A 20,877-nucleotide genomic window follows, 5' to 3' on the forward strand; every position below is an offset into this window, starting at 1 on the left:
CGCAAAGCCAGTGGCTGCGCGGGTTTGGTGATTTCATCCGAACCGAAGCGAACCGTCTCGAATATCACTCGGGCCGCATCTGCGGGAACAGGATGACGTCGCGGATCGACGGCGAGTCGGTCAGCAGCATCACCAGGCGGTCGATGCCGATGCCGCAGCCGCCGGTCGGCGGCAGGCCGTATTCGAGCGCGCGGATGTAGTCGGCGTCGAAGTACATGGCTTCCTCGTCGCCGGCCTCCTTGGCTTCGACCTGGGCGCGGAAGCGCGCGGCCTGGTCTTCGGGGTCGTTCAGCTCGGAGAAGCCGTTGGCGATCTCGCGGCCGACGATGAAGAGCTCGAAGCGCTCGGTGATCTCGGGGTCGCTGTCCGAGGCGCGGGCCAGCGGCGAGACTTCGACCGGGTAGTCGATGATGAAGGTCGGCTCCCACAACTGGCTTTCGGCGCAGGCTTCGAACAGCTGCAACTGCAGGCTGCCGAGGCCGCCCGGCTTGACCTTCTCGCCGAAGGCGACGATCTGCTGTCTGACCCATTCGGCGTCGGCCAACTGTGCTTCGGTGAATTCCGGGTGGTACTTGCGGATGGCCTGGACGATGGTCAGGCGGTGGAAGGGCTTGGACAGGTCCAGCTCGCGTCCCTGGTAGACGAAGCTCTCGGCGCCCAGTGCCTCGCGTGCGGCCTGGCGGATCAGGCCTTCGGTGAAGTCCATCAGCGTGCGGTAGTTCGCGTACGCCTCGTAGAACTCCATCATCGTGAATTCGGGGTTGTGGCGCGGGCTGAGGCCTTCGTTGCGGAAGTTGCGGTTGACCTCGAACACCTTCTCGAAGCCGCCCACCACCAGGCGCTTCAGGTAGAGCTCGGGCGCGATGCGCAGGAACAGTTCCATGTCGAGCGCGTTGTGGTGGGTGACGAAGGGCTTGGCCGTGGCGCCGCCGGGAATGGGGTGCATCATCGGCGTTTCGACTTCGAGGAAGCCGTGGCCGGTCATGTAGTTGCGGATCGACTGCACGATGCGGCTGCGCGCGGCGAAGGTGAAGCGCGACTGCTCGCTGACGATCAGGTCGACGTAGCGCTGGCGGTACTTCTGCTCGACGTCGGTGAGGCCGTGGAACTTGTCCGGCAGCGGGCGCAGGCTCTTGGTCAGCAGGCGGATCTCGTCGGCCTTGACCGACAGCTCGCCGGTCTTGGTCTTGAACACGGTGCCGACGCAGCCGACGATGTCGCCGATGTCCCAGGTCTTGAACTGGGCGTAGACGTCCTCGCCGACGCCGTCGCGCTGCACGTAGAGCTGGATGCGGCCCGACAGGTCCTGGATGGTGACGAAGCTCGCCTTGCCCATCACCCGCTTGAGCATGATGCGGCCGGCCACCTTGACTTCGACCGGCAGTGCTTCCAGTTCCTCGGCTTCCTTGTCGCCGTATAGCTCGGCGAGCTTGCCGGCGGTGTTCTCGCGCGAGAAGTCGTTGGGGAAGGCGCGGCCGCTGCTGCGCCAGGCGGCGAGCTTGTCGCGGCGCTCGGCGATCAGGTGGTTTTCGTCCTGCGGCGGGGTATTCGTCTGATCGGACATGTTTTCGGTTCGGGAGATGAGGATGCGTGGGCGCCGGCATGGCGCCGGCGACAAAGGCGTGATTGTCGCAGGCCGGCGCAGGCAGGGCAATTGCGAGGCTGCGGCCGGAAGGGGTGGGGAACGGCGAAAGAGCGGCCGGAATGGCGGACAGTGACGCGGCGCTCGCACGTCGTCGGCTGCTTTATTTGCCAAAAACGAGATTTATGTCCTTGTTTCGCTCCCCGATGTAGGGAATATTCCGCCAAAAACTACTGCGCTCTGCACCGAAGTCTGTTCTCAAGTGCAGGCGGCCGGAGCCGATAGAGGGGGCGGAAGCAGTTGATGAATACGGATTTCTAGCTCGGGAACCACACCAAATGAGCACGTTGAGACAGCTGTACGAGACTGTCGAGAAGACCTTCTGGAACACGCTGACCAAGAAGCTGTGCAGCTTCCTGCTGCTGTTCTTCTTCAACCTGGGCTATCTGGCCGTGCAGGCCTGGCAGACTTCGGAGATCGACCGCGCGCTGGCCGAAGGCGGCATCGCGCCGGAGTTTGCGGCGCGCATCCTGGGTGCGCTCGGCGTCGGGCAATGGGTGATGATCATCATCAGCGCCGTGTCGCTGGCCTGCATCCTCGGCCAGATCGCCTACCTGCGCCACCTGATCGTGCGCCCGATCCGCGGCATGATCGGCATCTTCGAGGAGATCGGCCGCGGCGAAGGCGACTTCTCGCGCGACCTCCCGCTCATCACCCATGACGAGTTCCGCGAGCTCGCCAGCAGCTACAACCACTTCGCCGAGAAGATGCGCCACATCATCGGCGAAGTGCGCACCACCAGCGTCGGCATCGCGCGCGAGGCGGTGCAGGTCAAGCTGCGCGTCGAGGCTGCTGCCAGGCACGCGCGGGAGCAGGGGCAGATGACCACGGCGGTGTTCGACGCCAGCAGTGCATCCACCGCCGCCATCGAGCAGGTGTCGCAGAGCGCACGGCAGATCGCCGAGTCCACCGCCGAGAATCTGCGCATCGCACGCGGTTCGCTGCACGAGATGCAGGACATCGCCGGCAAGATCAATTCCGTCAGCGACAAGGTGACCGCGTTCAACCACACCGTGGACGACCTGTCGCAGCGCTCCGAGAGCGTGAAGCAGATCGCCGTGCTGATCCGCGAGATTGCCGACCAGACCAATCTGCTGGCGCTCAATGCGGCAATCGAGGCCGCGCGGGCGGGCGAGGCCGGGCGCGGCTTCGCCGTGGTCGCCGACGAGGTGCGCAAGCTGGCCGAGCGGGTGAACAACGCGACCGCCGAGATCGTCGGCAACATCAACGGCATGCTCGAACTGGTGTCGGAGACGCGCAACGAGAACGAAGTGATCAATGCCGACGTGCTGCAGACGCGCGAAGTCGTCGACCGCTCGGCGACCCAGTTCGGTTACATGGTGGGCGAGTTCGAGACGACCGGAAGGCAGCTCGAGCAGATCGCCGCGGCGATGGGCTCGCTGGCGGACACCAACGTCAGCGTGCATGAGAAGGTCAGCGCCATCAATGCCCTGTCGCACACCGTCGCCGGGCAGATGGATGAGAGCGAGCAGGGTACGGAACAGCTTGCCAAGGCGACCGAAGGCGTGCAGGAACTGGTGTCGCGCTTCAAGACCGGGCGCGGGGCCTTCGACCGGATCGTCGAACAGACGCGCCGCTTCCGCGACGAGGTGCAGGAGCAGCTCCAGCAGATGGCCGCCAGCCGCATCGACATCTTCGACTGGCGCTACCAGCCCATCCCCGGCACCAATCCGCCCAAATTCCGTGTGGCATGGGGCGAGGAGTTCACCCGCCGCTGCCAGGCCTTGCTCGATGACAGCCTGGCCTCGACCCGGGGCGCCGTATTCGCCGTTGCGGTCAATGCAGACAGCTACCTGCCGGCGCACAACGCCAAATTCTCCCAGCCGCTGACCGGCAACTACGAGCAGGATCTGGTGGGCAACCGTACCTGCCGCAAGTTCGAAAGCCCGTCCGAACTGCGTGCCGCGCGCAATACCGAGCCCCTGCTGTTGCAGACTTACCTCCGCGATACCGGCGAGATCCTGTGCGACATCGCCATGCCGATCATGGCCGGCAGCCGCCATTGGGGGAATGTGCGCATCGGTGTCCCGGTCGAGAGCCTGCTCGGCAACTGAATCGCCGGCGCGCGCATTGCCCGCGGCACCGCTGCGGGCGTATAGTGCGGCCCGCATCGATCGGGAGCTTTCGCGGGCATTCGCGCGCGGAGCGAAACAGGAAGTCCGGTGAAGCGGGGGGGGGGGCGTGCCGCCCATTTTTCCCGCCATTCCGGCGCAGCCCCCGCTGCTGTAAGCCAGACGGCGCCGCCATTTCGACCACTGAAGCCTTGCGCTTCGGGAAGGCGGCGGCAACCGGATGAAGGCGAGCCAGAAGACCGACCCGTTCGACGAGACAGGTGAATGCCCCGGGGTGCGGGCGGACTGCCGATCGGTCGCGCGGGCCTGACAGCCCGCTTGCGCTTCGCCTACGCCGCCTTTGCGGCTTTGCCGCGCATGCACCATCGTCATTCTTCCCCATCCGGTTCCGACAGCGATGGCAAGGAGGACGGACCGATGGAAGAGGACAAGAAGCAGAGCCACAACGCGCGCATGCAGCGCAAGAAGGAAGTCGTCGATGCCGCCATCGGGCGCGCGCAGGAGGAGCGCGGCATCGTCATCCTGATCACCGGCAACGGCAAGGGCAAGACCACCTCCGCCTTCGGCACCCTGTATCGCGCGCTCGGCCACGGCCAGCGCGCCGGCGTGGTGCAGTTCATCAAGGGCACGCACGCCACCGGCGAAGTCATCTTCCTGCAGAAGCAGGGGCTGGACACTGCCGTCCAGTACCACGCCATGGCCACCGGCTTCACCTGGAACACGCAGAACTGGGACGCCGACAAGCGCGCCGCCGACGAAGCCTGGGCGCAGGCCAGCCGCATGCTGGCCGACCCGGCGCTCGACCTGGTGCTGCTCGACGAGCTGACCTACATGCTCAAGTACAACTACCTCGACACCGATCAGGTGATCGCCGCGATCCGCGCCCGCCCGCCGCGCCAGACCGTCATCGTCACCGGCCGTGCCGCCAAGCCGGAACTGGCGGAGCTGGCCGATACGGTCAGCGAGATCGCCGACCGCAAGCACGCCTTCAAGGCGGGCGTGAAGGCGCAGGCGGGCATCGACTTCTGAGCTGGCCAGCCGTCAGTTGGATGGCGCCAGCCGTGCCTCCAACCAGTCGCGCAGGCTGTTGATGAAGGCCCAGCCCTGCACGCGCGGTAGATCCTGCACGCGCACCACGGCCTCCACCACGCGGCCTTCGCGCAGGGCGACGGCGCGGCCGATGCCGGGCAGCAGGCCGCAGGCGAGGGGCGGCGTGACCCAGCGGCCATCGATCAGCATGGCGAGGTTGCCGAACGTGGATTCGGTGATTTCGCCGGCTTCGTTGTAGAGTACGGTGTCGAACACGTCCGAGCCCGTTGTGGGAGCGAAGGCTGCGTAGTGCGCGCGGCGGGTGGTCTTGTAGCGGCTGAATTCGCTGTGCGCCTGGAGAAAGGGGCGGTCGGCCAGTGCCAGCAGTACCGGCGCCGGCGTGGGAGCGAAGGCGGCTGCTTCGGCGCGGGCCAGGCCCTGCGCATTCAGCAGCAGGCGCACGCGCCAGGCGCCCTGGCCGTGCGTGCGGACGAGATCATCGAGGCAGGCCTCGATGCGTGACTCATCCCAGGGGTAGCCGAAGTGCGCAGCGGCGGCGCGCATGCGGGCGAGGTGTTCGTCGCGGTGGCGCAGCTTGCCGCCGTGCAGACCCAGGGTTTCCAGCAGGTCGAACGGTGCGCTGGCGCGCTCGACGAAGGCGCGCTTGGCGGCCCATTCGGCCCATTCGTCCTTGGCGCTTGCGCCCCAGACGATGCCGCTGCCGATGCCGCAGCGGGCATTGCTGCCTTTCAGTTCGATGCTGCGGATCGGTACGTTGAAGGTGGCGGCAATGCCGCGCTGGCCGTCGGGCGAAACGTAGGGACGAACCACGCCGACAGCGCCGCAGTAAATGCCGCGCGGCCCGCCTTCGAGGGCGCGGATCATGCGCATGGCTTCCACCTTGGGGGCGCCGGTGACCGAACCGCAGGGAAACAGCGCGGCGAACACGTCGGCGAGCCGCGTGCCGGCGCGGGTGCGCGCCACCACGTCGGAAGTCATCTGCCAGACAGTGGGCAGGGCTTCGGTGTGGAACAGCGCGGGCACGCGCACGCTGTGCGGCTCGGCGATGCGCGAGAGGTCGTTGCGCAGCAGGTCCACGATCATGACGTTCTCGGCGCGCTCCTTGGGGCTGGCGCGCAGCCGAGCGGCCAGCGCGGCATCTTCGTCGGGTGTGGTACCGCGCGGGGCCGTGCCTTTCATCGGCCGCGTCAGGATCTCGTTCCCGCGCCAGTCGAAGAACAGTTCGGGCGAGACGGACAGCACCTGTACGCGATCCTCGTTACCGTCGTTGGTGCCGCAGTCGAGATGTGTTGCATACCCGCCCGGCTGTGCCCGCTGCAACGCGGCGAACAGGCCACGGTCGTCGCCCGCCAGCCGTCCACGCAACTGTGCCGTGTGGTTGACCTGGTAGAGCACACCGTCGGCGATCGCCCGCTGGATGCGGGCATGGGCAGCATCGAAGGCGGCACGCGTGGGCAGGGTGTGCCAATCGACCACTGCTGCACCGCCCCCCGGTTCCCCGTTCCAGGGCAGCGGGGTGTCGTGGATGGCGAACCAGGCCAGCGGTCCGTCCGCTGCATGCACGGTCATCGCCGCGTCGAACGCGGGTGCGGCTTCGTAGCGCAGATAACCCAGCGCCCAGGCGCCTGCGCGGGCGGCGGCCTCGACCGCATCGAGCAGCGGACGCACCTCGTCAAGGCTGTGTGCGGCCAGCACCGTGCGAGGCTGGCCGAAGGCATGGCGCAGGCGCGGCGCGCTGCTGTCGCGGGGATCGGTGAAATCGATGAGGCTGGTCACGGCGAAGGCGCTGGGTCTCGTCAGGGAGTCAAGCCAGCATTTTGCACGCTGGGTGTGCTCCGGGTGCGCATCGCGGGCCATCTGTGCCTTGCCGCTGCCGATTCGGCGGCGATGATGCTGCTCGGCGCCTGCCTCACAGGCATCGGTGGTGCGCTGTTCTCGCCCTGCATGGAAGCGCTGGCGGCGCGCATCGATGCGCAGCCGGACGGCAACCTGCGCTATCTCGCGCGTGATGAGACGGAACGACACGGTGCATGGCCATGCGTGCCGTGCGTCGGGAAGAGCCTTGCAAAGTTTGCTTCAGCTTTCTTTGTCATCTGGCATGAACTGCTCGAATACCTGCTGGCCGGTGAGCTTGTGCGTTTCGTTGCTGAAATCGTAGAACGGTGGCTTCTCGTCGATGAAGATTTCATTGGTGAGCCGGAATTGCGCGTCCTGGAAAAGCCCAGCTGGAAGGATGTATTCGTTGCTCGGCAGCAGATGGTAGAACAAGTGCGTACCGCATGTGGGGCAAAAGCCGCGTTCGGCCCAATCGGATGAACGATAGGTGGAAGGCATGCCGCCGCTGAACTGCACCTCGGCTCCACAGTGGACGGCGAACATCGGGCCGCCCGACCAGCGCCTGCACATGGAGCAATGGCAAAGCCCGACTTCAGCATGGTCGCTCGCCGAGACTTCGATGGAGCCGCACAGGCACGAACCTTTCATGGCAATCTCCTTGACGTTCTGCTATGGGGGCGGACTTCGTTCGCCATTGTCAGCCATCTGTGTGCCGGAAAGGGCGATCACCGACACCTGGCCCAAATCATGCACGGGCGTATGCCATCGTTGGGCATCGGTGTCGAAACGCAGTTCCAGCATGCCGGGCAAGGCGGCATCGATCACGAGCAAGCGAACAGGATGGCGGAAATCCGCTTTCGCTGTACCGAGTGCCTGCAATACCTGTTCAAGGCTGCCGTCGCGCAACTCGTCGGCGATGATCAGCGTGGGCCGGCGTGGCCTGAAGTGTGCCAGCCGGGCCATTGCCGCGGGATGTTCCAGCAGATAGCCGCAGTCCCAGTGAGCTGCCCCACGAATTTCGTCTTCCAGCGTAGTCGTCGTAGGATCGACACAACGAGAGGAAGAACGACGTGAAGCGCATCCCGAAACAGGAATACACGGCTGAGTTCAAGGAGCAGGCCGTCAAGCGAACTGACGAGGTCGGCAGCATCGGCCGTGTTGCCGAGGAACTGGGGTTGGTTGAGCAGACGCTGCGCAACTGGGTCAAGGCGGCGAAGGCGGGCAAGCTGAATCCGGCCGGCGCCAAGCAGATCACTGCCGAGCAGATGGAGCTGTCGCGGTTGCGCGCTCAGGTCGCGCGGCTCGAGATGGAGCTGGAGATCACAAAAAAAGCGGCGGCATATTTCGCGAAGGATCTGCTGTGAAATATGCCTGGATCGAGACGCAGCGCAGATCCTTTCCGTTGCCTGTGCTGTGCGAGGCCTTATCGGTGAGCCAGAGCGGCTTTCGGGCTTGGCGGGGCGGCGGAACGCCGGACCGCAAGCGACTGACCGATGCGCAGGCCCTGGTGCTGATCCGCACGGTTCATCAGGAGGTCCGGCAGGCCTACGGGGCACGACGCATCCACGCCGAGTTGCGTGGGCGTGGCTACCGGATCGGCTTGCCGCGCATCGAGCGATTGATGCGCGAGAACGGCATCCGGGCACGGCACAAGCGGCGCTACAAGGCGACGACCGACTCCAGGCATCGCCTGCCGGTGGCCGACAATGTGCTCGAGCGCCAGTTCGCGCCTGAGGCGCCCAATCGCGTCTGGACAGGCGACATCACCTATATCGCCACCGCCGAGGGTTGGCTGTACCTGGCGGTGGTGATCGACCTGTTCAACCGCGAAGTGATCGGCTGGTCCATCAAACCACGGATGACGACCGACTTGGTGATCGATGCGTTGTCGATGGCATGGTTTCGCCGGCGGCCAGGACCGGGCGTGCTGTTCCACTCCGACCGGGGAAGTCAGTACGCCAGCCAGGCTTACCAGGCCCGCCTGGCCACGTACGCCATGCGCGGATCAATGTCGCGCAAGGGTAACTGCTGGGACAACGCACCGACTGAGAGCTTCTTCAACAGCCTCAAGAATGAGCGGGTGCATGGCGTGAGCTACGCGACCCGAAACGAGGCCATGAGCGATCTGTTCCAATACATCGCCGTGTTCTACAACCGGAGCCGCCGCCACTCCAGCCTGGGATATCTGTCGCCGACCACGTTCTTGCAGAACTGGATCGAGAGACAGAATCAGCAAAAAATGGCAGCATGAGGACGGTCAGTTGGAAGGCGGAAAACGTAGGGCACCTCACAGGGCTGGCGCGGGTGTCGTTTTCGCCACCACCACAGCTCGTGCCATTTCACGGCCAGTTTGAGGCACCAGCCCTTCAGCCTTGAATCGGCAGACAGCGCGGCGAGTTCATCATTGCGGTCGAGATGAAGCGCAAAGGTTTCGGCCAGATGTGATCTGCCAGCGCTGTTTCCTCCCACCATGGCTGCCAGGCTGAAGCGCTCCGGCACATCGGGCAACTGCCGAGGACGCCAGAAAGGCGACCGTCCATCCCCCACGCCGGCCCGGCGCCAGGATTCGAGGGCCGCCCACGCACGCTGCTGCGCCGCATCCAGCGGCCCAAGCCGCTTCGAGCCCGGTTCGGTTGCGGGAGGTGATCTCATCAGCTCGCCGTCGTAGCGCGCAAACAGCGTCATGACAACATTGGCAAGCAAGTTATCACGCTCCCTCATAGCTGATCAGGTCGACGTCCGCTGCCTGCGTGCGCAAAGGAATGAGTTTTTGATAAGCGGCCGAGTTGTACCATTTGGCTACGGACTCCGAATCCGGAAAGCGTATGACGACCGTATCCGAGTGGCTGTGCCGCCCACTCAGTACCGCCATCCGTGTTCCACGGAGCACCAGCTCGGCCCCCCAGGGAGCAAGCGTTTCCGGCACCTGGCTCCGGTATTCGGCCCATTTATCCGCATCTTTCACGGTGATGTGGCCAATGACATATGCTGTCATGTTTCTTCCTTTGCTGTATTGGGGGATGTCGACTTGGAGTAAGTTTCACGCTCAATCTCTTGAACTTCGACGCAAATTTGAAGATGAGTATCTGTGTACTTTGAACTGCTTGCCTGCAACGCGTGGAGCAAGCTTTCCGAAAGTGCTTGCCTGATTTGAATTGATCGACCACTCAAGATAGCGAGCTTGGCATGAATAAATGCGTGGCTATCGGTGGACGTGCCGACAAGGTAGGTGGTGAGTCGAATGGCACGGCTCTTGACATCAATTTCATCGAAATGGCCTGATGCGACAAGAGACTTGTTGAGCGCGGCTAATGTTTCGCCAGCATTGAACTGAGGAAGGCTGTCGGTGTATTCAAGGGTAAGGTGTGGCATAGTGGATTTAATAAAGTGAAGTGTTGCTATCGGCTGACACCAGTTTGTTCTGTCCCTGCCCATCGTGATGCCGGCAGCCGAGAACCGCTCACGCCTGGATGTGGTCAGCGGGAGAAGAAGATGGATGCATGATCAACGGCCGCAGTCCGCAGAAAAAACAGTTGACGGGAAGTCCCCTGGGAATTGTCAGGCAACAGCGGCGGGATACTTCAGCGTGAGACGCAACATGTCAAAGAGCTGGATGCCGCCATCGAATATCGGCTCAGGATAGTTGTTGACGAAGAAGTCACGGTCAATGGCGGTAACCCGGAAACCATGCCTCTGGTAGAAGGCAAGTTGAGGTGCCCTACGTTTTCCGCCTTCCAACTGACCGTCCTCATGCTGCCATTTTTTGCTGATTCTGTCTCTCGATCCAGTTCTGCAAGAACGTGGTCGGCGACAGATATCCCAGGCTGGAGTGGCGGCGGCTCCGGTTGTAGAACACGGCGATGTATTGGAACAGATCGCTCATGGCCTCGTTTCGGGTCGCGTAGCTCACGCCATGCACCCGCTCATTCTTGAGGCTGTTGAAGAAGCTCTCAGTCGGTGCGTTGTCCCAGCAGTTACCCTTGCGCGACATTGATCCGCGCATGGCGTACGTGGCCAGGCGGGCCTGGTAAGCCTGGCTGGCGTACTGACTTCCCCGGTCGGAGTGGAACAGCACGCCCGGTCCTGGCCGCCGGCGAAACCATGCCATCGACAACGCATCGATCACCAAGTCGGTCGTCATCCGTGGTTTGATGGACCAGCCGATCACTTCGCGGTTGAACAGGTCGATCACCACCGCCAGGTACAGCCAACCCTCGGCGGTGGCGATATAGGTGATGTCGCCTGTCCAGACGCGATTGGGCGCCTCAGGCGCGAACTGGCGCTCGAGCACATTGTCGGCCACCGGCAGGCGATGCCTGGAGTCGGTCGTCGCCTTGTAGCGCCGCTTGTGCCGTGCCCGGATGCCGTTCTCGCGCATCAATCGCTCGATGCGCGGCAAGCCGATCCGGTAGCCACGCCCACGCAACTCGGCGTGGATGCGTCGTGCCCCGTAGGCCTGCCGGACCTCCTGATGAACCGTGCGGATCAGCACCAGGGCCTGCGCATCGGTCAGTCGCTTGCGGTCCGGCGTTCCGCCGCCCCGCCAAGCCCGAAAGCCGCTCTGGCTCACCGATAAGGCCTCGCACAGCACAGGCAACGGAAAGGATCTGCGCTGCGTCTCGATCCAGGCATATTTCACAGCAGATCCTTCGCGAAATATGCCGCCGCTTTTTTTGTGATCTCCAGCTCCATCTCGAGCCGCGCGACCTGAGCGCGCAACCGCGACAGCTCCATCTGCTCGGCAGTGATCTGCTTGGCGCCGGCCGGATTCAGCTTGCCCGCCTTCGCCGCCTTGACCCAGTTGCGCAGCGTCTGCTCAACCAACCCCAGTTCCTCGGCAACACGGCCGATGCTGCCGACCTCGTCAGTTCGCTTGACGGCCTGCTCCTTGAACTCAGCCGTGTATTCCTGTTTCGGGATGCGCTTCACGTCGTTCTTCCTCTCGTTGTGTCGATCCTACGACGACTACGCTGGAAGACGAAATTCGTGGGGCAGCTCAAGTTGATAGCCAAACGAACCGGTGCCCACCTCCATTTGACTTGCGCCAGATCCACGAAAGAAGTCAATGACCCATTTTAGGAGCGCTGTGCCGTAGCCGGATTTCTGATGGGCTGGTCGTATGGCGATGCTCATCAGCTCATGTGCGCCTGCACCAAGTTCCTGGACCACACATGCGCCAACAAGCACCCCACCACTTGAAGCAATGAAGCACCTCGACCTTGGAAGGTAGGAGCGAACCTTGTCTTCCGAAGGGTCGGAAAGCAGTAGCAGTTCCATAGGCACATCTGTTGTTGAAACTTCTCGAATCAGTAGTGACATATTTGTTCTGTTGCCTAAGGATGGAGTCAGATGCCACACCTTGACCTCATAAAGATCTCGCTATGTCCGCAACGGCATCGAATTCTTGAGTTCTCTCTCCCGGATAATACGATAGCCCGCAGCCAGGTAGTTTGGAAGCGAGTGTCGGATGTACATTTTAGAAGGAAGGTTCGATGTGGCATTTGGGGGCGTCTAACGAATGAATGAAGTCGCGTCGCGAGGTCGCGCCGGCTTGAATGAATTAATTTTTAGCTCCCGCCTCGGACAAATACACGGGCGCACCGAGTGCGGCAGCGTACTGCGACTGAGACAAGAACGGCCAGTAGTCCATGTCGCCGGCAGAGCTGAGGCGGCGGAAGTAGATACGTCCAGCCAAGCCAAAAGTCAGTAAATTGCCGAGTGTGAGAAGTGCTGATTGGCCGCGAGAGAGTGGCGGCCATAAGTAGGGAAGACCTGACTTGAGGAAGAGTACGCAGCGGACTGCCGTGACTCTTTGCGCTTGCGATAGCTTGTCAGTGCCTATCAAGCGATGCTCCCGGAGATCGCAGTAGAGCAGCCACAAGAACTGATTGTAGATCTCCCGTACTGCCGGGTCGTCCGATTCTGGCACCGAATCGTCGAACTGATAGTTGGTGATGCGGGCACCAATGAGCCACCGGGTTGATTCGGCTAGTACTGCTCGGGCTTGCTGATCGACTTTCATAGGGCGTTAACGAATGAATTAAGCCGCGCCGCGAAGCGGCGTCGGCTTGAATGACTACAAAGGGACTTCCCACTTCCGCCGCTGGCCTGTTCGGTGCCAAGATTGACTTATAGAGGTAAGCCCCCGACTGTGACGAGGGACTCACCAAGGTTTGACCTTTACGGCGGTCGGCGTGAATTTCTGATCTCTGCCAAGAGAAGGAGATTCACGATGAAAGAGTACCAGAGCCTGAGTCCCACGGGATGGGACTGCAAGCACCATGTGATGTTCATACCGAAGAGGCGCAAGAAGCGGGTGTTTGCAAAAAGCGTAGCATTTTAACGGCCCGGTCGTTGGGCTTGTTATGCATTGGTAAAGTCGAAGTACAGGATGTTTGACCAGTTTCCAAGCCCGAGGGCATAGATCGGCTTCATCGGATCTTGCGCTGGCGTCTGTGATTCGGGTGCACGGCCCAGCAGCTTAGAAAAGAAACCAACTGGTTTAGGCGGCACAACGGGAGGTGGCACCAAGGATTGCAGCGCCTGTTCCGCTTCAGGTTGTAAATTTCTTATCTGCTCAAGGAGTGCCAGATTCTGCTCAAGAAGTGGTATCTCACTCATATCGAAAATCTCACCGCACTCCAACACGAAGTATTGGTTCTGGTTGTCTGGTTTGTTCAAGAAATCGATGGATTCGGCAATCAAGTCCTGAGCCGATGGAAGCGCTACTTTCGACAAGAATCCTTCGAGGTTCTTGACGCCGGAAGCGTAGTCACCTATTAGAGCAATTTCCTCCGGGTTGTCCCAAATCGAAGATGGACATGTCTTTGGGTTGCCAGAGAGGAGAAGCTTGAAAACGATTGGTATGTCGTAGTTCCATTCCGAGATGCCAATCAGTTTTCTGTCGTTGGCCTTGGCGCTTGGCCCGGGAATGACATTGGTTGAGTAAAGATACGGTTGGCCACGATGATTACTCCGATGCATAACGAATGAAAAGGACTTCCCCGTCCCGGCCTGACCGCATTGCGGCAATCGGCACCTGAGTGTCACGATGGGAAGTGCGAACTCTCATCAATCGGTCCGAAAGGGGAAGTCCATGAGCATTATGACCGTTGGAGTCGATCTCGCCAAGAACGTGTTTGCCGTGCATGGCATCGATGAAGCCGGTTGCGTCGAGTTGGTACGCCCGGCGGTGCCGCGTGAAAAGCTGCGCGAACTGATCGCAAGCTTGCCGCCGTGTGTGATCAGCATGAAAGGGAGCACGTGCCGAATAAGGCCGATTGGGGAAAGGACAGTCTGTTCTGTCCTTGTCCGGCGCGATGCCGGCAGTCCAGAATCGGTCACGTCCGGGCGTGATCAGCAGGAGAAGAAGATGGGTGCATGATCAACGGCTGCTGTCTGCAGAAAACAGTTGACGGGAAGTCCCTTGGGGATGGGTTGGGCTACTGCCTGCAACAGCCCAGGCATGAAAGTTGGCGCTGGCGAGACGGCGGCCACGGCGCACTGACGAAGGACGACGGCCAATGCAGGCGCACCGGGTAGCCATATAACCAGCGAGTTCTCCGAGCGAAATGGCAACTGCTTCAAGCAAGGGCATAGTTACGAATAGATGGCTATGAGAATTGCGATGAAGAACGCTAGCCCCACAACAGCCACAAACTCGGGATCGTGTTTAGTGCCCTTCTTGGGCGGGTAACGGCCGAGAGTAACCGCGCGAAGCACAACCCAACCTGGCCAGTAGAAGATGCCGACAAGAATGATCTGGGCGAGAGCTTCAAGCATGAGCGGCCCAACGAATGAAAGGGACTTCCCCGTCCCGACCTGACCGCATTGCGGTGATCGGTACCTGAGTGCCACGATGGGAAGTGCGAAGTCTCATCAATCCGTCCGAAAGGGGAAGTCCATGAGCATTGTGACCGTTGGGATCGATCTCGCCAAGAACGTGTTTGCCGTGCATGGCGTCAACGAAGCCGGCCGCGCCGAGCTGGTACGCCCGGCAGTGCCGCGCGAGAAGCTGCATGAGCTGATCGCAAGCCTGCCGCCGTGCGTGATCGGCATGGAAGCGTGCTCGGGTGCGCATCACTGGGCACGGCTGTTCCAGGCTTCGGGTCATACCGTTCGCCTGATCGCACCGAAGTTCGTCACGCCCTACCGCATGAGCGGGCGACGCAGCAAGAACGATGCGGCCGACGCCGCTGCGATCTGCGAGGCAGTGCAGCGGCCCCACATGCGTTTCGTGCCGATCAAGACGCTCGATCAGCAATCGCACCTGATGGTGCTACCTGCCTGGTCGCCATGATCGGCAACGGTCATGACTTCGACTGCGGTCGGCAGTTCGCCGCCTGGCTCGGCCTGGTGCCCGGCCAGTACAGCTCGGGCGGCAAGGCCCGATTGGGCCGCATCACCAAGGCGGGGGACGCGTATCTGCGCAGTCTGCTGGTCATGGGCGCCCGGGCCGTGTTGGCTGCGGCCAGGAAAAAACCGACAAACTGAGTCGCTGGGCGATGGCTTTGCAGCAACGGCGAGGCTACTGGAAGGCGGTGGCTGCAATCCTGTTCCTGTACCGGGAGGTGCTGGAGCAGTCCTTGCCGGTCAGCTTGCAGCAAGCGCGGACTGGAGGCCCAGATGCGTGACGAACGGATCGAAATCCCTGTCGCCATATAGCAAGGGCAGGCCATTTTCGATGCAGTGGGTGGCAATCACGGTATCGATCGTTTTCCTCACCGTCACGCCCAGCGTCCGCAACGAGCGGAAGTTTCTGGCGGCCTGGATGGCAATGTCCCGCCCGCACAGGTCAACGATGACCAATGAGGCCATCAGTGTTCTGGCCTGGTTGAAGTCGCGTTCGGCGGTGAAGCCTTGCAGCACTTCGGCCAGGATCAAGTCACCTATTGCAATTGGCTCCACGCCAAGCAGCGAGTCCAGTTTTTCGGCTTGTGGTGTCGCGTTTCCACGGAAGTAGTCGATCCAGACGCTGGAATCGACCAGAATCATTTGTCGGACCTCATCGCATCGAGGTCTCCCTGCCAGTTCAGCTTGCCGCGCAATCGGCGAATTTCTTCCTGTTGCCGGAGGCGAAGGAGTGTCCGAAGGCCAAGCTCGACTGCTTCACGCTTGGTCTTCAATCCCGTTGCGCGCAGTGTTTCGTTCATGAGCGTGTCGTCAATCACGATGTTGGTACGCATGATGTGTATTTCCCATTCTCAACATACACATCGTAGCTCCAGGTGAGAGGCTTGGCAATCCGGCGATTCGATCCGACAGTCAGCCATCAGCCTGTCATGCCTGCATCCTGGGCATCGGTTCCGCAGAACCGCGTTTCAAGCGTCGCTTACTGCCAGAACAGGCTTTCCTGCTCGCCCTTTTCACCCATGTCCAGCATGGCTGCAGCAAGTTCGGCGAGTGTGGATGGCAGGGCTTGCTGCTGTAGTTGTTCGAGCAGGCCGCGGTCGCGCTCGGTGAGCGGGCGGCGGTGGGAAAGCCGGTTCAGGTCGGTGGCATCCATGCGCCACGGCGCCCATTTCTGGCCGGCCTTTTCCCACAGGGCACCGGCCTGCACGGCGATGGCGATACCGTTCGGATCGGGGTCGCAGGCGATGGCGGCGGGTGCGGGGGCGAGGCGCAGCAGATGGGCGACGGCGTCGCGCCACCAGCCGGGCGGGTAGCCGGGCAGCCACAGTACGGCTTCGTCCGGGGGTCGGGCTGCGGCGGCCTTTTCGAAGGCGCTGCGGTTTTCCACCAGGCGCCAGCAGGAAGGTGGGTTGCCGATCGCGGTGATGGCCTGCACGGCCTGGGGCGGCAGGCCGACAAAGCCGGGCAGGGCGGCCAGCGCCAGCGTGCCGGTGGCGCTTTCCAGGCTGAGGTTTGCGGCGATGAGCAGCAGGGGTGCGTGGGCGGCGATGCCGAATGCGGCCAGGTCGACGTTGTCGGTCAGCCAGCGCCATTCGGCGTCGGTGATCTTTTTGGTCTCGGTACGGGCGAAGAAGGCGAAATCCCGCCGGGTAGCCTGCCCGCTGCGGTGTCCGGCATCGTGCCAGTTTTGCAGGGCAACAAGCAGCTCCAGCCGGGCCAGGGCGATGCCTGGCGGGCTTTCGTCCAGCGTGCTGCGGGCAGCGTCGAGTTCTTCCAGGCCCAGCGGAGTGTTGCGCAGTTCGGTCCAGCGGAGCTGGTCGGCGTCCGGCTCAGGCTGGCCGAGGGCTGCGCGCAGCGCAGCGGGGTCGAGAAAGCGCAGGCTGTGGGCCTGCCAGCCGCGTTGCGGATCGCGCCGCTCTTCCACTTCCGCCAGGCCGTCGGCCAGCAGGCGTTCGAAGAGCTGCAGCGCGGCGTTTGCCCGTGCGGCGCTGGCGCGGGCGAGCAGGGTGGCGCAGCGGTAGTGCTTGCCGGTTTCGGCACGGCGTACCCACAGCGCCAGGACTTCGCGCCAGCTTGCGGGCCAGGTATCCAGTGCGGCGGCGGGGCTGTTGAAGGCGCAGCGCAGGCGCTTGCCGCGCAAGGTGGAGCGGGTGGGGTCGGTGAGCCAGGCGGCGGAGATGCCGTGGGTGTCGGGCGGGAGCCAGGTGAGTTCTTTCGCTTCCACTCGATCTACCGCATGGCGACGAGAAAGGCTGCTGGCGGCATGATGGGAATTCCATGCCAAGGGTGCAGGCTGGTGAGATGGGGGTCGCTGGCGACGATCAGTTCGGCCTCTGCGGTTTCGGCAAGGGCGAGAAACTTGTTGTCCTTCGGATCGATGCAGTCATTGACCTCGTGGATGACTTCGAAGTGATGCGCATGCCGGGTGAAGCCAGTGATGAATTCATCGCGTTGGGCCGGAGGGGTGTAACGGTCGAACTTGGGGCGTGACAGCACTGTTTGCAGTTCGGCCAGTGTTTCGTCGCTGACGCAAATCTCGAATTGGAGAAAGGCCTTTTCCAATGCGAGTGCCGGGATCGAGCCCGGCCGGATGGCGGCGCTGACCAATACTCCCGTATCGACGACGATGCGCCTAGCGAAGCTCATGCACGAGGTCGTTGATGTCGTCGTCGGTCAATCCGGCAGCGGTGTCGCCGCTGCTCCGGACGAGGGCTTGCCGGTATTGCGCGTACCAGTGTGCGGCGTCGTTGCGCCGCTGTTGCAGGGCGCGTACTTCCTGCATGTCGTGCTCGGAAACGACGTAGGCAACGACGCGCCCGCGGCGAGTTACCTGCACTGGTTCGCGCTGCGAGCGGTCTATCAGTTCGCCAAAGCGGTTTTGTGCTTCGACCGAGGTAAATGTGATCATGGCTGAACTCCATGAATTGGCTATTTCAGGTGTTTGAAGCCTATCACGAGACTGCCCGTTGCAGCACCCCGATCGGTGGCGCCCAATCATCCCCCGGCTGTTTCTTGCGCGTGACCAGTGTCAGTTGCGCGGGGGCGAAGACGTTGGCGTTGTGCGTTACCGGAGTCGTGATGAGGTATTGCGCGCGGGTGGCGCGCAGGAAGGTGCCGACGCGGTCGATGTTGGCGACGTCGAGGTGGGCGAAGGGTTCGTCGATGAAGACGAAGCCGCCGGGGCGGGCTTCGTCCATCAGCAGGGCGATCAGCAGGATCAGGGATTTCATCACCTGCTGGCCGCCCGAGGCTTCGCCGTCGTTGAGGCCGACGGCGCCCTTGCGGTCGAAGTCGAAGCGCACTTCCAGCCCGGCCTGGGCCAGCGACAGGTCGTCGTTGTCGAGGTGAGGGGTGGGGCAGTCGACGCTGAGGTTGGCGAGCTCGCCCAGCGCCTTCAGGTTTTTGGCGTACTGGCGCACGGTGGCGCGCAGCTTGGCGATGTAGGCGGCGCGGGCGTTGTCGGTGTGGTGGCGCGCGGTGGCGCAGTAGCCCTGGCGGTCGAGGTAGTCGCGTTCGCGCAGGGCGACGTCGGCGGCGAGGCGGTCGCGCACGACGAGCACCGCCGGGTCGGTGATCCAGTCGCCTTCTTCGAGGCGGCGGCGCAGGCGGTCGAGCTCGGCGCGGGCGCCGCGGGCGTCGCCGTAGCGTTCGGCGAGCAGGGCGAGTTCGCCGCTGTCGAGCCAGTGCGGCGGCATGCCGCGCCGGCGGCGGCGCAGGGCGAGGATGCGCTCGGCCTGGGTGCGGCGGCGCGGGCCGTGTTCGCGGGCGATGTCGGCCAGGCGCTGGTCGATGGCCTTGAGCTCGCGCTGGCGGCGGTCGGCTTCGATCTGGATGCCGCTGAGTTTTTCGTTCAGCGCGTCCAGTGTGCCGCGCATGTCGGCGCGCTCGGCGATGGCGGCGGTCAGCGCTTTTTTCGCCTGCGGCAGCTCGGCTTCGGCGGCGGCGTAGCGTTCGGCATTGGCGGCCAGCAGTTGCGCCGATTGCAGGCCGAGCATGCGTTGGCGCAGGGCGGTGACGCGCTCGGTGGCTTCGTCCAGCTTGGGCCGCAGGGCGTGCAACTGCTTGTCGAGCGCGGTGATTTCGTCCTGCAGCGCGGCGATGCGCGACTGGCGGGCGAGTTCGCCGAAGTGGAATTCCTGCGGCCGGCCCAGGTGGCGGGCGCCGCGGCGTTCGCGGTGGTAGCCGTCGCGGGTGATCCATTCCTGCTCGCGCGGCAGCTCGCGCGCGGCGTCGGCGTTTTCGACGCGGCGGATGCGGTTGAGCAGGTCGGCCAGCCAGCGCGGCACCGGGGCGTCGAATTCCACCACTTCGGCCAGGCTCATCGGCCGCGGCGGCGGCGCGGTTTCGCGCTCGGGCACGATGAAGTGGCGGAAGCGTTCGCGCTCGCCCAGCGCCCAGGCGGCGTGGCGGTCGGCTTCGCGTTCGAGCAGGATCAGGTGGCGGTAGGGGCGCAGGATGGCTTCGAGCGCGGCCTGCCAGGCCGGATCGGTCACTTCGACCACTTCGGCCAGACTGCGGTGGGCGATGCCTTCGGCGCTGAGGCGGACGCGGAAGCGGGAGACTTCGGCGTCGCCCGGGGGGCTGTTGCGGTTGCGCTCGGCGCGCAGGGTTTCGGTCTTGTCCTCGAAGGCGGCGACGAGTTCGCGTTCCTTGGTGCGCAGGCGGGCGCGGGCGGCATCGGCTTCCTCGTGTTCCTGTTCCAGCGCGACGGCGTCGGCGCCGTGTTCGCTGGCGAGCTGGGCGCGCAGGGTGTCGCGTTCGGCGAGCAGCTTTTCCAGGTCGCGCACGCGGTCGTGGGCGGCGAGGTAGGCCTGTTCGGTGGCGGCGTCGCCATCCTGCAGGCGCGCGCGTTCGGCCTTGCCGGCGTCCTGTTCGGCGCGCACGGCGTCGAGCCGCAGGCGGGCGTCGCGCTGTTCGGCCAGCTTGTCGGTGCGTTCGCTGCCGACGCGGCGCAGCGCCTCGCGCTCGGCGGCGGTGTCGCGCGCGAGTTCGGCCACTTCCAGGCGCGGCACGAGCTCGGCCTGCAGGGCCTGAGCTTCGTCGGCGAGCTGCTTCCATTCCAGGAAGCGGTTGGCTTCGGCCTTCTTTTCCTCGGCCTGGGTCTTCAGGCGGTCGAGGTCGATGCCGAGTTCGTCGAGTTCGCGCTCGGCGGATTTCTGCTCCTCGCGCGCGGCCTGGTAGTTGTCCAGCACCTCCTTGTCGCCGAACACGTCGAAGACCAGTTCCAGCAGCGCCTTGGGCGAGTATTCGCACAGCTTGTCGGTGTCGCCCTGTTCCAGCGCCAGCACCTTGGTGATGGCCGGCGTCAGGCCGCCCCAGGCGAGGCGGTGCTGGTAGTCGCGCAGGCCGATCCAGTCGTTGCTGGCTTCCAGCGCCTCGATGTCCTGGTTGCCGTCGACGATGGTGTAGTCGCGTATCCAGTCGCCGCCGGCCTTGCGGATGCGGCAGGCGAGGGTGACTTCGTCCGACAGGCAGGGGAAGAAAGGCCGCTTGCCGCTGCTGCCCGGCAGGTTGGCGACGATGGCGCGTATCCACGCGAAGCTGCGGTCGGCGCGGCGCACATAGCGGCGGAAGTCGCGCTTGCCCGAGCAGCGCAGCGCGAACAGCGTGCGCAGGGCGTCGAGCAGCGTGGTCTTGCCCGAGCCGTTGGGGCCGACGATGGTGATGATCTGGGCGTCCAGCGGCAGCGAGAAGCGGCGCCAGAAGTCCCAATGGACGAGTTCCAGGGTCTTGATGTGAAACATCGGGTATTCGGCCGAAAGGGTTTGCGGCCCGGCAGCGGATGGCGCGGGCAGGATGCGAGGCGGGCAGTGTAGCGGCGGCCCCGGCCGGCGGCAAATGCCCCGGCCATGCCGGAAGCCGAGCCAGCGTGGTGCGGGACGGAAACTGAGCTGCATCAATGCC

The 20,877-nt window shown here is 63.5% G+C and carries 21 protein-coding genes, 2 pseudogenes and 1 riboswitch; of the genes and pseudogenes, 5 read left to right on the plus strand and 18 right to left on the minus strand.

Annotated elements, in window-relative coordinates; all coding sequences use genetic code 11:
* Positions 1-64 precede the first annotated feature (64 nt).
* Positions 65-1,564, minus strand: a complete 1,500-nt coding sequence (gene lysS / locus ACNQFN_RS09410; protein WP_068638316.1) for a lysine--tRNA ligase — start codon at positions 1,562-1,564, stop codon at positions 65-67.
* A gap of 356 nt (positions 1,565-1,920) precedes the next feature.
* Between lysS and ACNQFN_RS09415 the strand changes: the two genes are divergently transcribed.
* Both ACNQFN_RS09415 and cobO read left to right on the plus strand, forming a co-directional pair.
* On the plus strand, positions 1,921-3,717 hold the full coding sequence (locus ACNQFN_RS09415; RefSeq protein WP_068638314.1) for a methyl-accepting chemotaxis protein: 1,797 nt from the start codon (positions 1,921-1,923) through the stop codon (positions 3,715-3,717).
* A 57-nt stretch (positions 3,718-3,774) separates the two neighbouring features.
* Positions 3,775-3,998, plus strand: a riboswitch (cobalamin riboswitch).
* A 154-nt stretch (positions 3,999-4,152) separates the two neighbouring features.
* The gene (gene cobO, locus ACNQFN_RS09420) at positions 4,153-4,764 is read left to right on the plus strand and encodes a cob(I)yrinic acid a,c-diamide adenosyltransferase (protein WP_068638377.1); all 612 of its coding nucleotides are present in this window, start codon (positions 4,153-4,155) and stop codon (positions 4,762-4,764) included.
* Between the two features lie 12 nt (positions 4,765-4,776).
* Here cobO and ACNQFN_RS09425 read toward each other — a convergent pair whose 3' ends face one another.
* From ACNQFN_RS09425 to ACNQFN_RS09435, 3 genes are read right to left on the minus strand one after another with little or no spacing between them, the layout of a single operon-like run.
* Positions 4,777-6,810, minus strand: coding sequence for a chorismate-binding protein (locus tag ACNQFN_RS09425; RefSeq protein ID WP_418648658.1), 2,034 nt, complete (start codon positions 6,808-6,810; stop codon positions 4,777-4,779).
* A gap of 51 nt (positions 6,811-6,861) precedes the next feature.
* Complete coding sequence (locus ACNQFN_RS09430; protein WP_068638312.1) at positions 6,862-7,269, minus strand: GFA family protein; 408 nt, start codon at positions 7,267-7,269, stop codon at positions 6,862-6,864.
* Positions 7,270-7,290: 21 nt separating this feature from the next.
* Positions 7,291-7,584, minus strand: coding sequence for a hypothetical protein (locus ACNQFN_RS09435; RefSeq protein ID WP_418648659.1), 294 nt, complete (start codon positions 7,582-7,584; stop codon positions 7,291-7,293).
* Between the two features lie 107 nt (positions 7,585-7,691).
* Between ACNQFN_RS09435 and ACNQFN_RS09440 the strand changes: the two genes are divergently transcribed.
* Positions 7,692-8,872, plus strand: a protein-coding gene (locus ACNQFN_RS09440; RefSeq protein WP_418648660.1) for an IS3 family transposase whose coding sequence is annotated in 2 segments (ribosomal slippage) — positions 7,692-7,944 and positions 7,944-8,872 — 1,182 coding nt in all. Because the reading frame shifts where the segments join, the coding sequence is not laid out codon by codon here.
* Here ACNQFN_RS09440 and ACNQFN_RS09445 read toward each other — a convergent pair.
* The 8 genes from ACNQFN_RS09445 to ACNQFN_RS09480 form a co-directional block, all read right to left on the minus strand.
* Positions 8,851-9,306 (minus strand): hypothetical protein, encoded by a 456-nt coding sequence (locus tag ACNQFN_RS09445; RefSeq protein ID WP_418648661.1) that lies wholly within the window; start codon positions 9,304-9,306, stop codon positions 8,851-8,853. The genes ACNQFN_RS09440 and ACNQFN_RS09445 overlap by 22 nt on opposite strands.
* A 22-nt stretch (positions 9,307-9,328) precedes the next feature.
* The gene (locus ACNQFN_RS09450; RefSeq protein ID WP_068638308.1) at positions 9,329-9,616 is read right to left on the minus strand and encodes a DUF1330 domain-containing protein; all 288 of its coding nucleotides are present in this window, start codon (positions 9,614-9,616) and stop codon (positions 9,329-9,331) included.
* A complete protein-coding gene (locus ACNQFN_RS09455) occupies positions 9,613-10,056 on the minus strand; it encodes a 5-carboxymethyl-2-hydroxymuconate Delta-isomerase (RefSeq protein WP_418648662.1) in 444 nt (147 codons plus the stop codon). Before ACNQFN_RS09455 ends, ACNQFN_RS09450 begins: the two co-directional genes overlap by 4 nt.
* A 123-nt stretch (positions 10,057-10,179) precedes the next feature.
* Entirely contained in the window at positions 10,180-10,359 is a 180-nt protein-coding gene (locus ACNQFN_RS09460; protein ID WP_418648663.1) for a hypothetical protein, read from the minus strand.
* A 10-nt stretch (positions 10,360-10,369) separates the two neighbouring features.
* Positions 10,370-11,550 (minus strand): IS3 family transposase gene (locus ACNQFN_RS09465; protein ID WP_418648660.1). Its coding sequence is split into 2 segments (ribosomal slippage): positions 10,370-11,298 and positions 11,298-11,550, totalling 1,182 coding nucleotides; the frame shifts between segments, so codons are not numbered across the junction.
* A 36-nt stretch (positions 11,551-11,586) separates the two neighbouring features.
* A complete protein-coding gene (locus ACNQFN_RS09470; protein WP_418648909.1) occupies positions 11,587-11,940 on the minus strand; it encodes a GNAT family N-acetyltransferase in 354 nt (117 codons plus the stop codon).
* Positions 11,941-12,181: 241 nt separating this feature from the next.
* Complete coding sequence (locus ACNQFN_RS09475) at positions 12,182-12,643, minus strand: hypothetical protein (protein WP_418648664.1); 462 nt, start codon at positions 12,641-12,643, stop codon at positions 12,182-12,184.
* A gap of 341 nt (positions 12,644-12,984) precedes the next feature.
* Positions 12,985-13,605, minus strand: coding sequence for a hypothetical protein (locus ACNQFN_RS09480; protein ID WP_083953633.1), 621 nt, complete (start codon positions 13,603-13,605; stop codon positions 12,985-12,987).
* A gap of 112 nt (positions 13,606-13,717) precedes the next feature.
* On the opposite strand from ACNQFN_RS09480, the pseudogene ACNQFN_RS09485 reads away from it, so the two are divergent.
* Positions 13,718-13,876 (plus strand): annotated as a pseudogene (locus ACNQFN_RS09485) (IS110 family transposase); the annotation flags it as partial.
* Positions 13,877-14,524: 648 nt separating this feature from the next.
* Positions 14,525-15,173 (plus strand): annotated as a pseudogene (locus ACNQFN_RS09490) (transposase); the annotation flags it as partial.
* A 40-nt stretch (positions 15,174-15,213) separates the two neighbouring features.
* Here the strand turns inward: ACNQFN_RS09490 and ACNQFN_RS09495 are convergent.
* From ACNQFN_RS09495 to ACNQFN_RS09520, 6 genes are all read right to left on the minus strand, one after another.
* On the minus strand, positions 15,214-15,615 hold the full coding sequence (locus ACNQFN_RS09495) for a PIN domain nuclease (protein ID WP_418648665.1): 402 nt from the start codon (positions 15,613-15,615) through the stop codon (positions 15,214-15,216).
* Complete coding sequence (locus tag ACNQFN_RS09500) at positions 15,612-15,806, minus strand: type II toxin-antitoxin system VapB family antitoxin (protein WP_418648666.1); 195 nt, start codon at positions 15,804-15,806, stop codon at positions 15,612-15,614. The genes ACNQFN_RS09495 and ACNQFN_RS09500 overlap by 4 nt, the downstream gene beginning before the upstream one ends.
* A gap of 146 nt (positions 15,807-15,952) precedes the next feature.
* Complete coding sequence (locus tag ACNQFN_RS09505; protein WP_418648667.1) at positions 15,953-17,197, minus strand: DUF2399 domain-containing protein; 1,245 nt, start codon at positions 17,195-17,197, stop codon at positions 15,953-15,955.
* A gap of 5 nt (positions 17,198-17,202) precedes the next feature.
* The gene (locus ACNQFN_RS09510; protein ID WP_068637572.1) at positions 17,203-17,619 is read right to left on the minus strand and encodes a putative toxin-antitoxin system toxin component, PIN family; all 417 of its coding nucleotides are present in this window, start codon (positions 17,617-17,619) and stop codon (positions 17,203-17,205) included.
* Positions 17,606-17,881 (minus strand): type II toxin-antitoxin system Phd/YefM family antitoxin, encoded by a 276-nt coding sequence (locus ACNQFN_RS09515; protein ID WP_068637574.1) that lies wholly within the window; start codon positions 17,879-17,881, stop codon positions 17,606-17,608. The genes ACNQFN_RS09510 and ACNQFN_RS09515 overlap by 14 nt, the downstream gene beginning before the upstream one ends.
* 43 nt (positions 17,882-17,924) lie before the next feature.
* A complete protein-coding gene (locus ACNQFN_RS09520) occupies positions 17,925-20,717 on the minus strand; it encodes an AAA family ATPase (protein WP_418648668.1) in 2,793 nt (930 codons plus the stop codon).
* Positions 20,718-20,877 lie beyond the last annotated feature (160 nt).

Origin of the sequence: Thauera butanivorans (assembly GCF_048398245.1) — a bacterium.
Classification (GTDB): Bacteria; Pseudomonadota; Gammaproteobacteria; order Burkholderiales; family Rhodocyclaceae; genus Thauera; species Thauera butanivorans.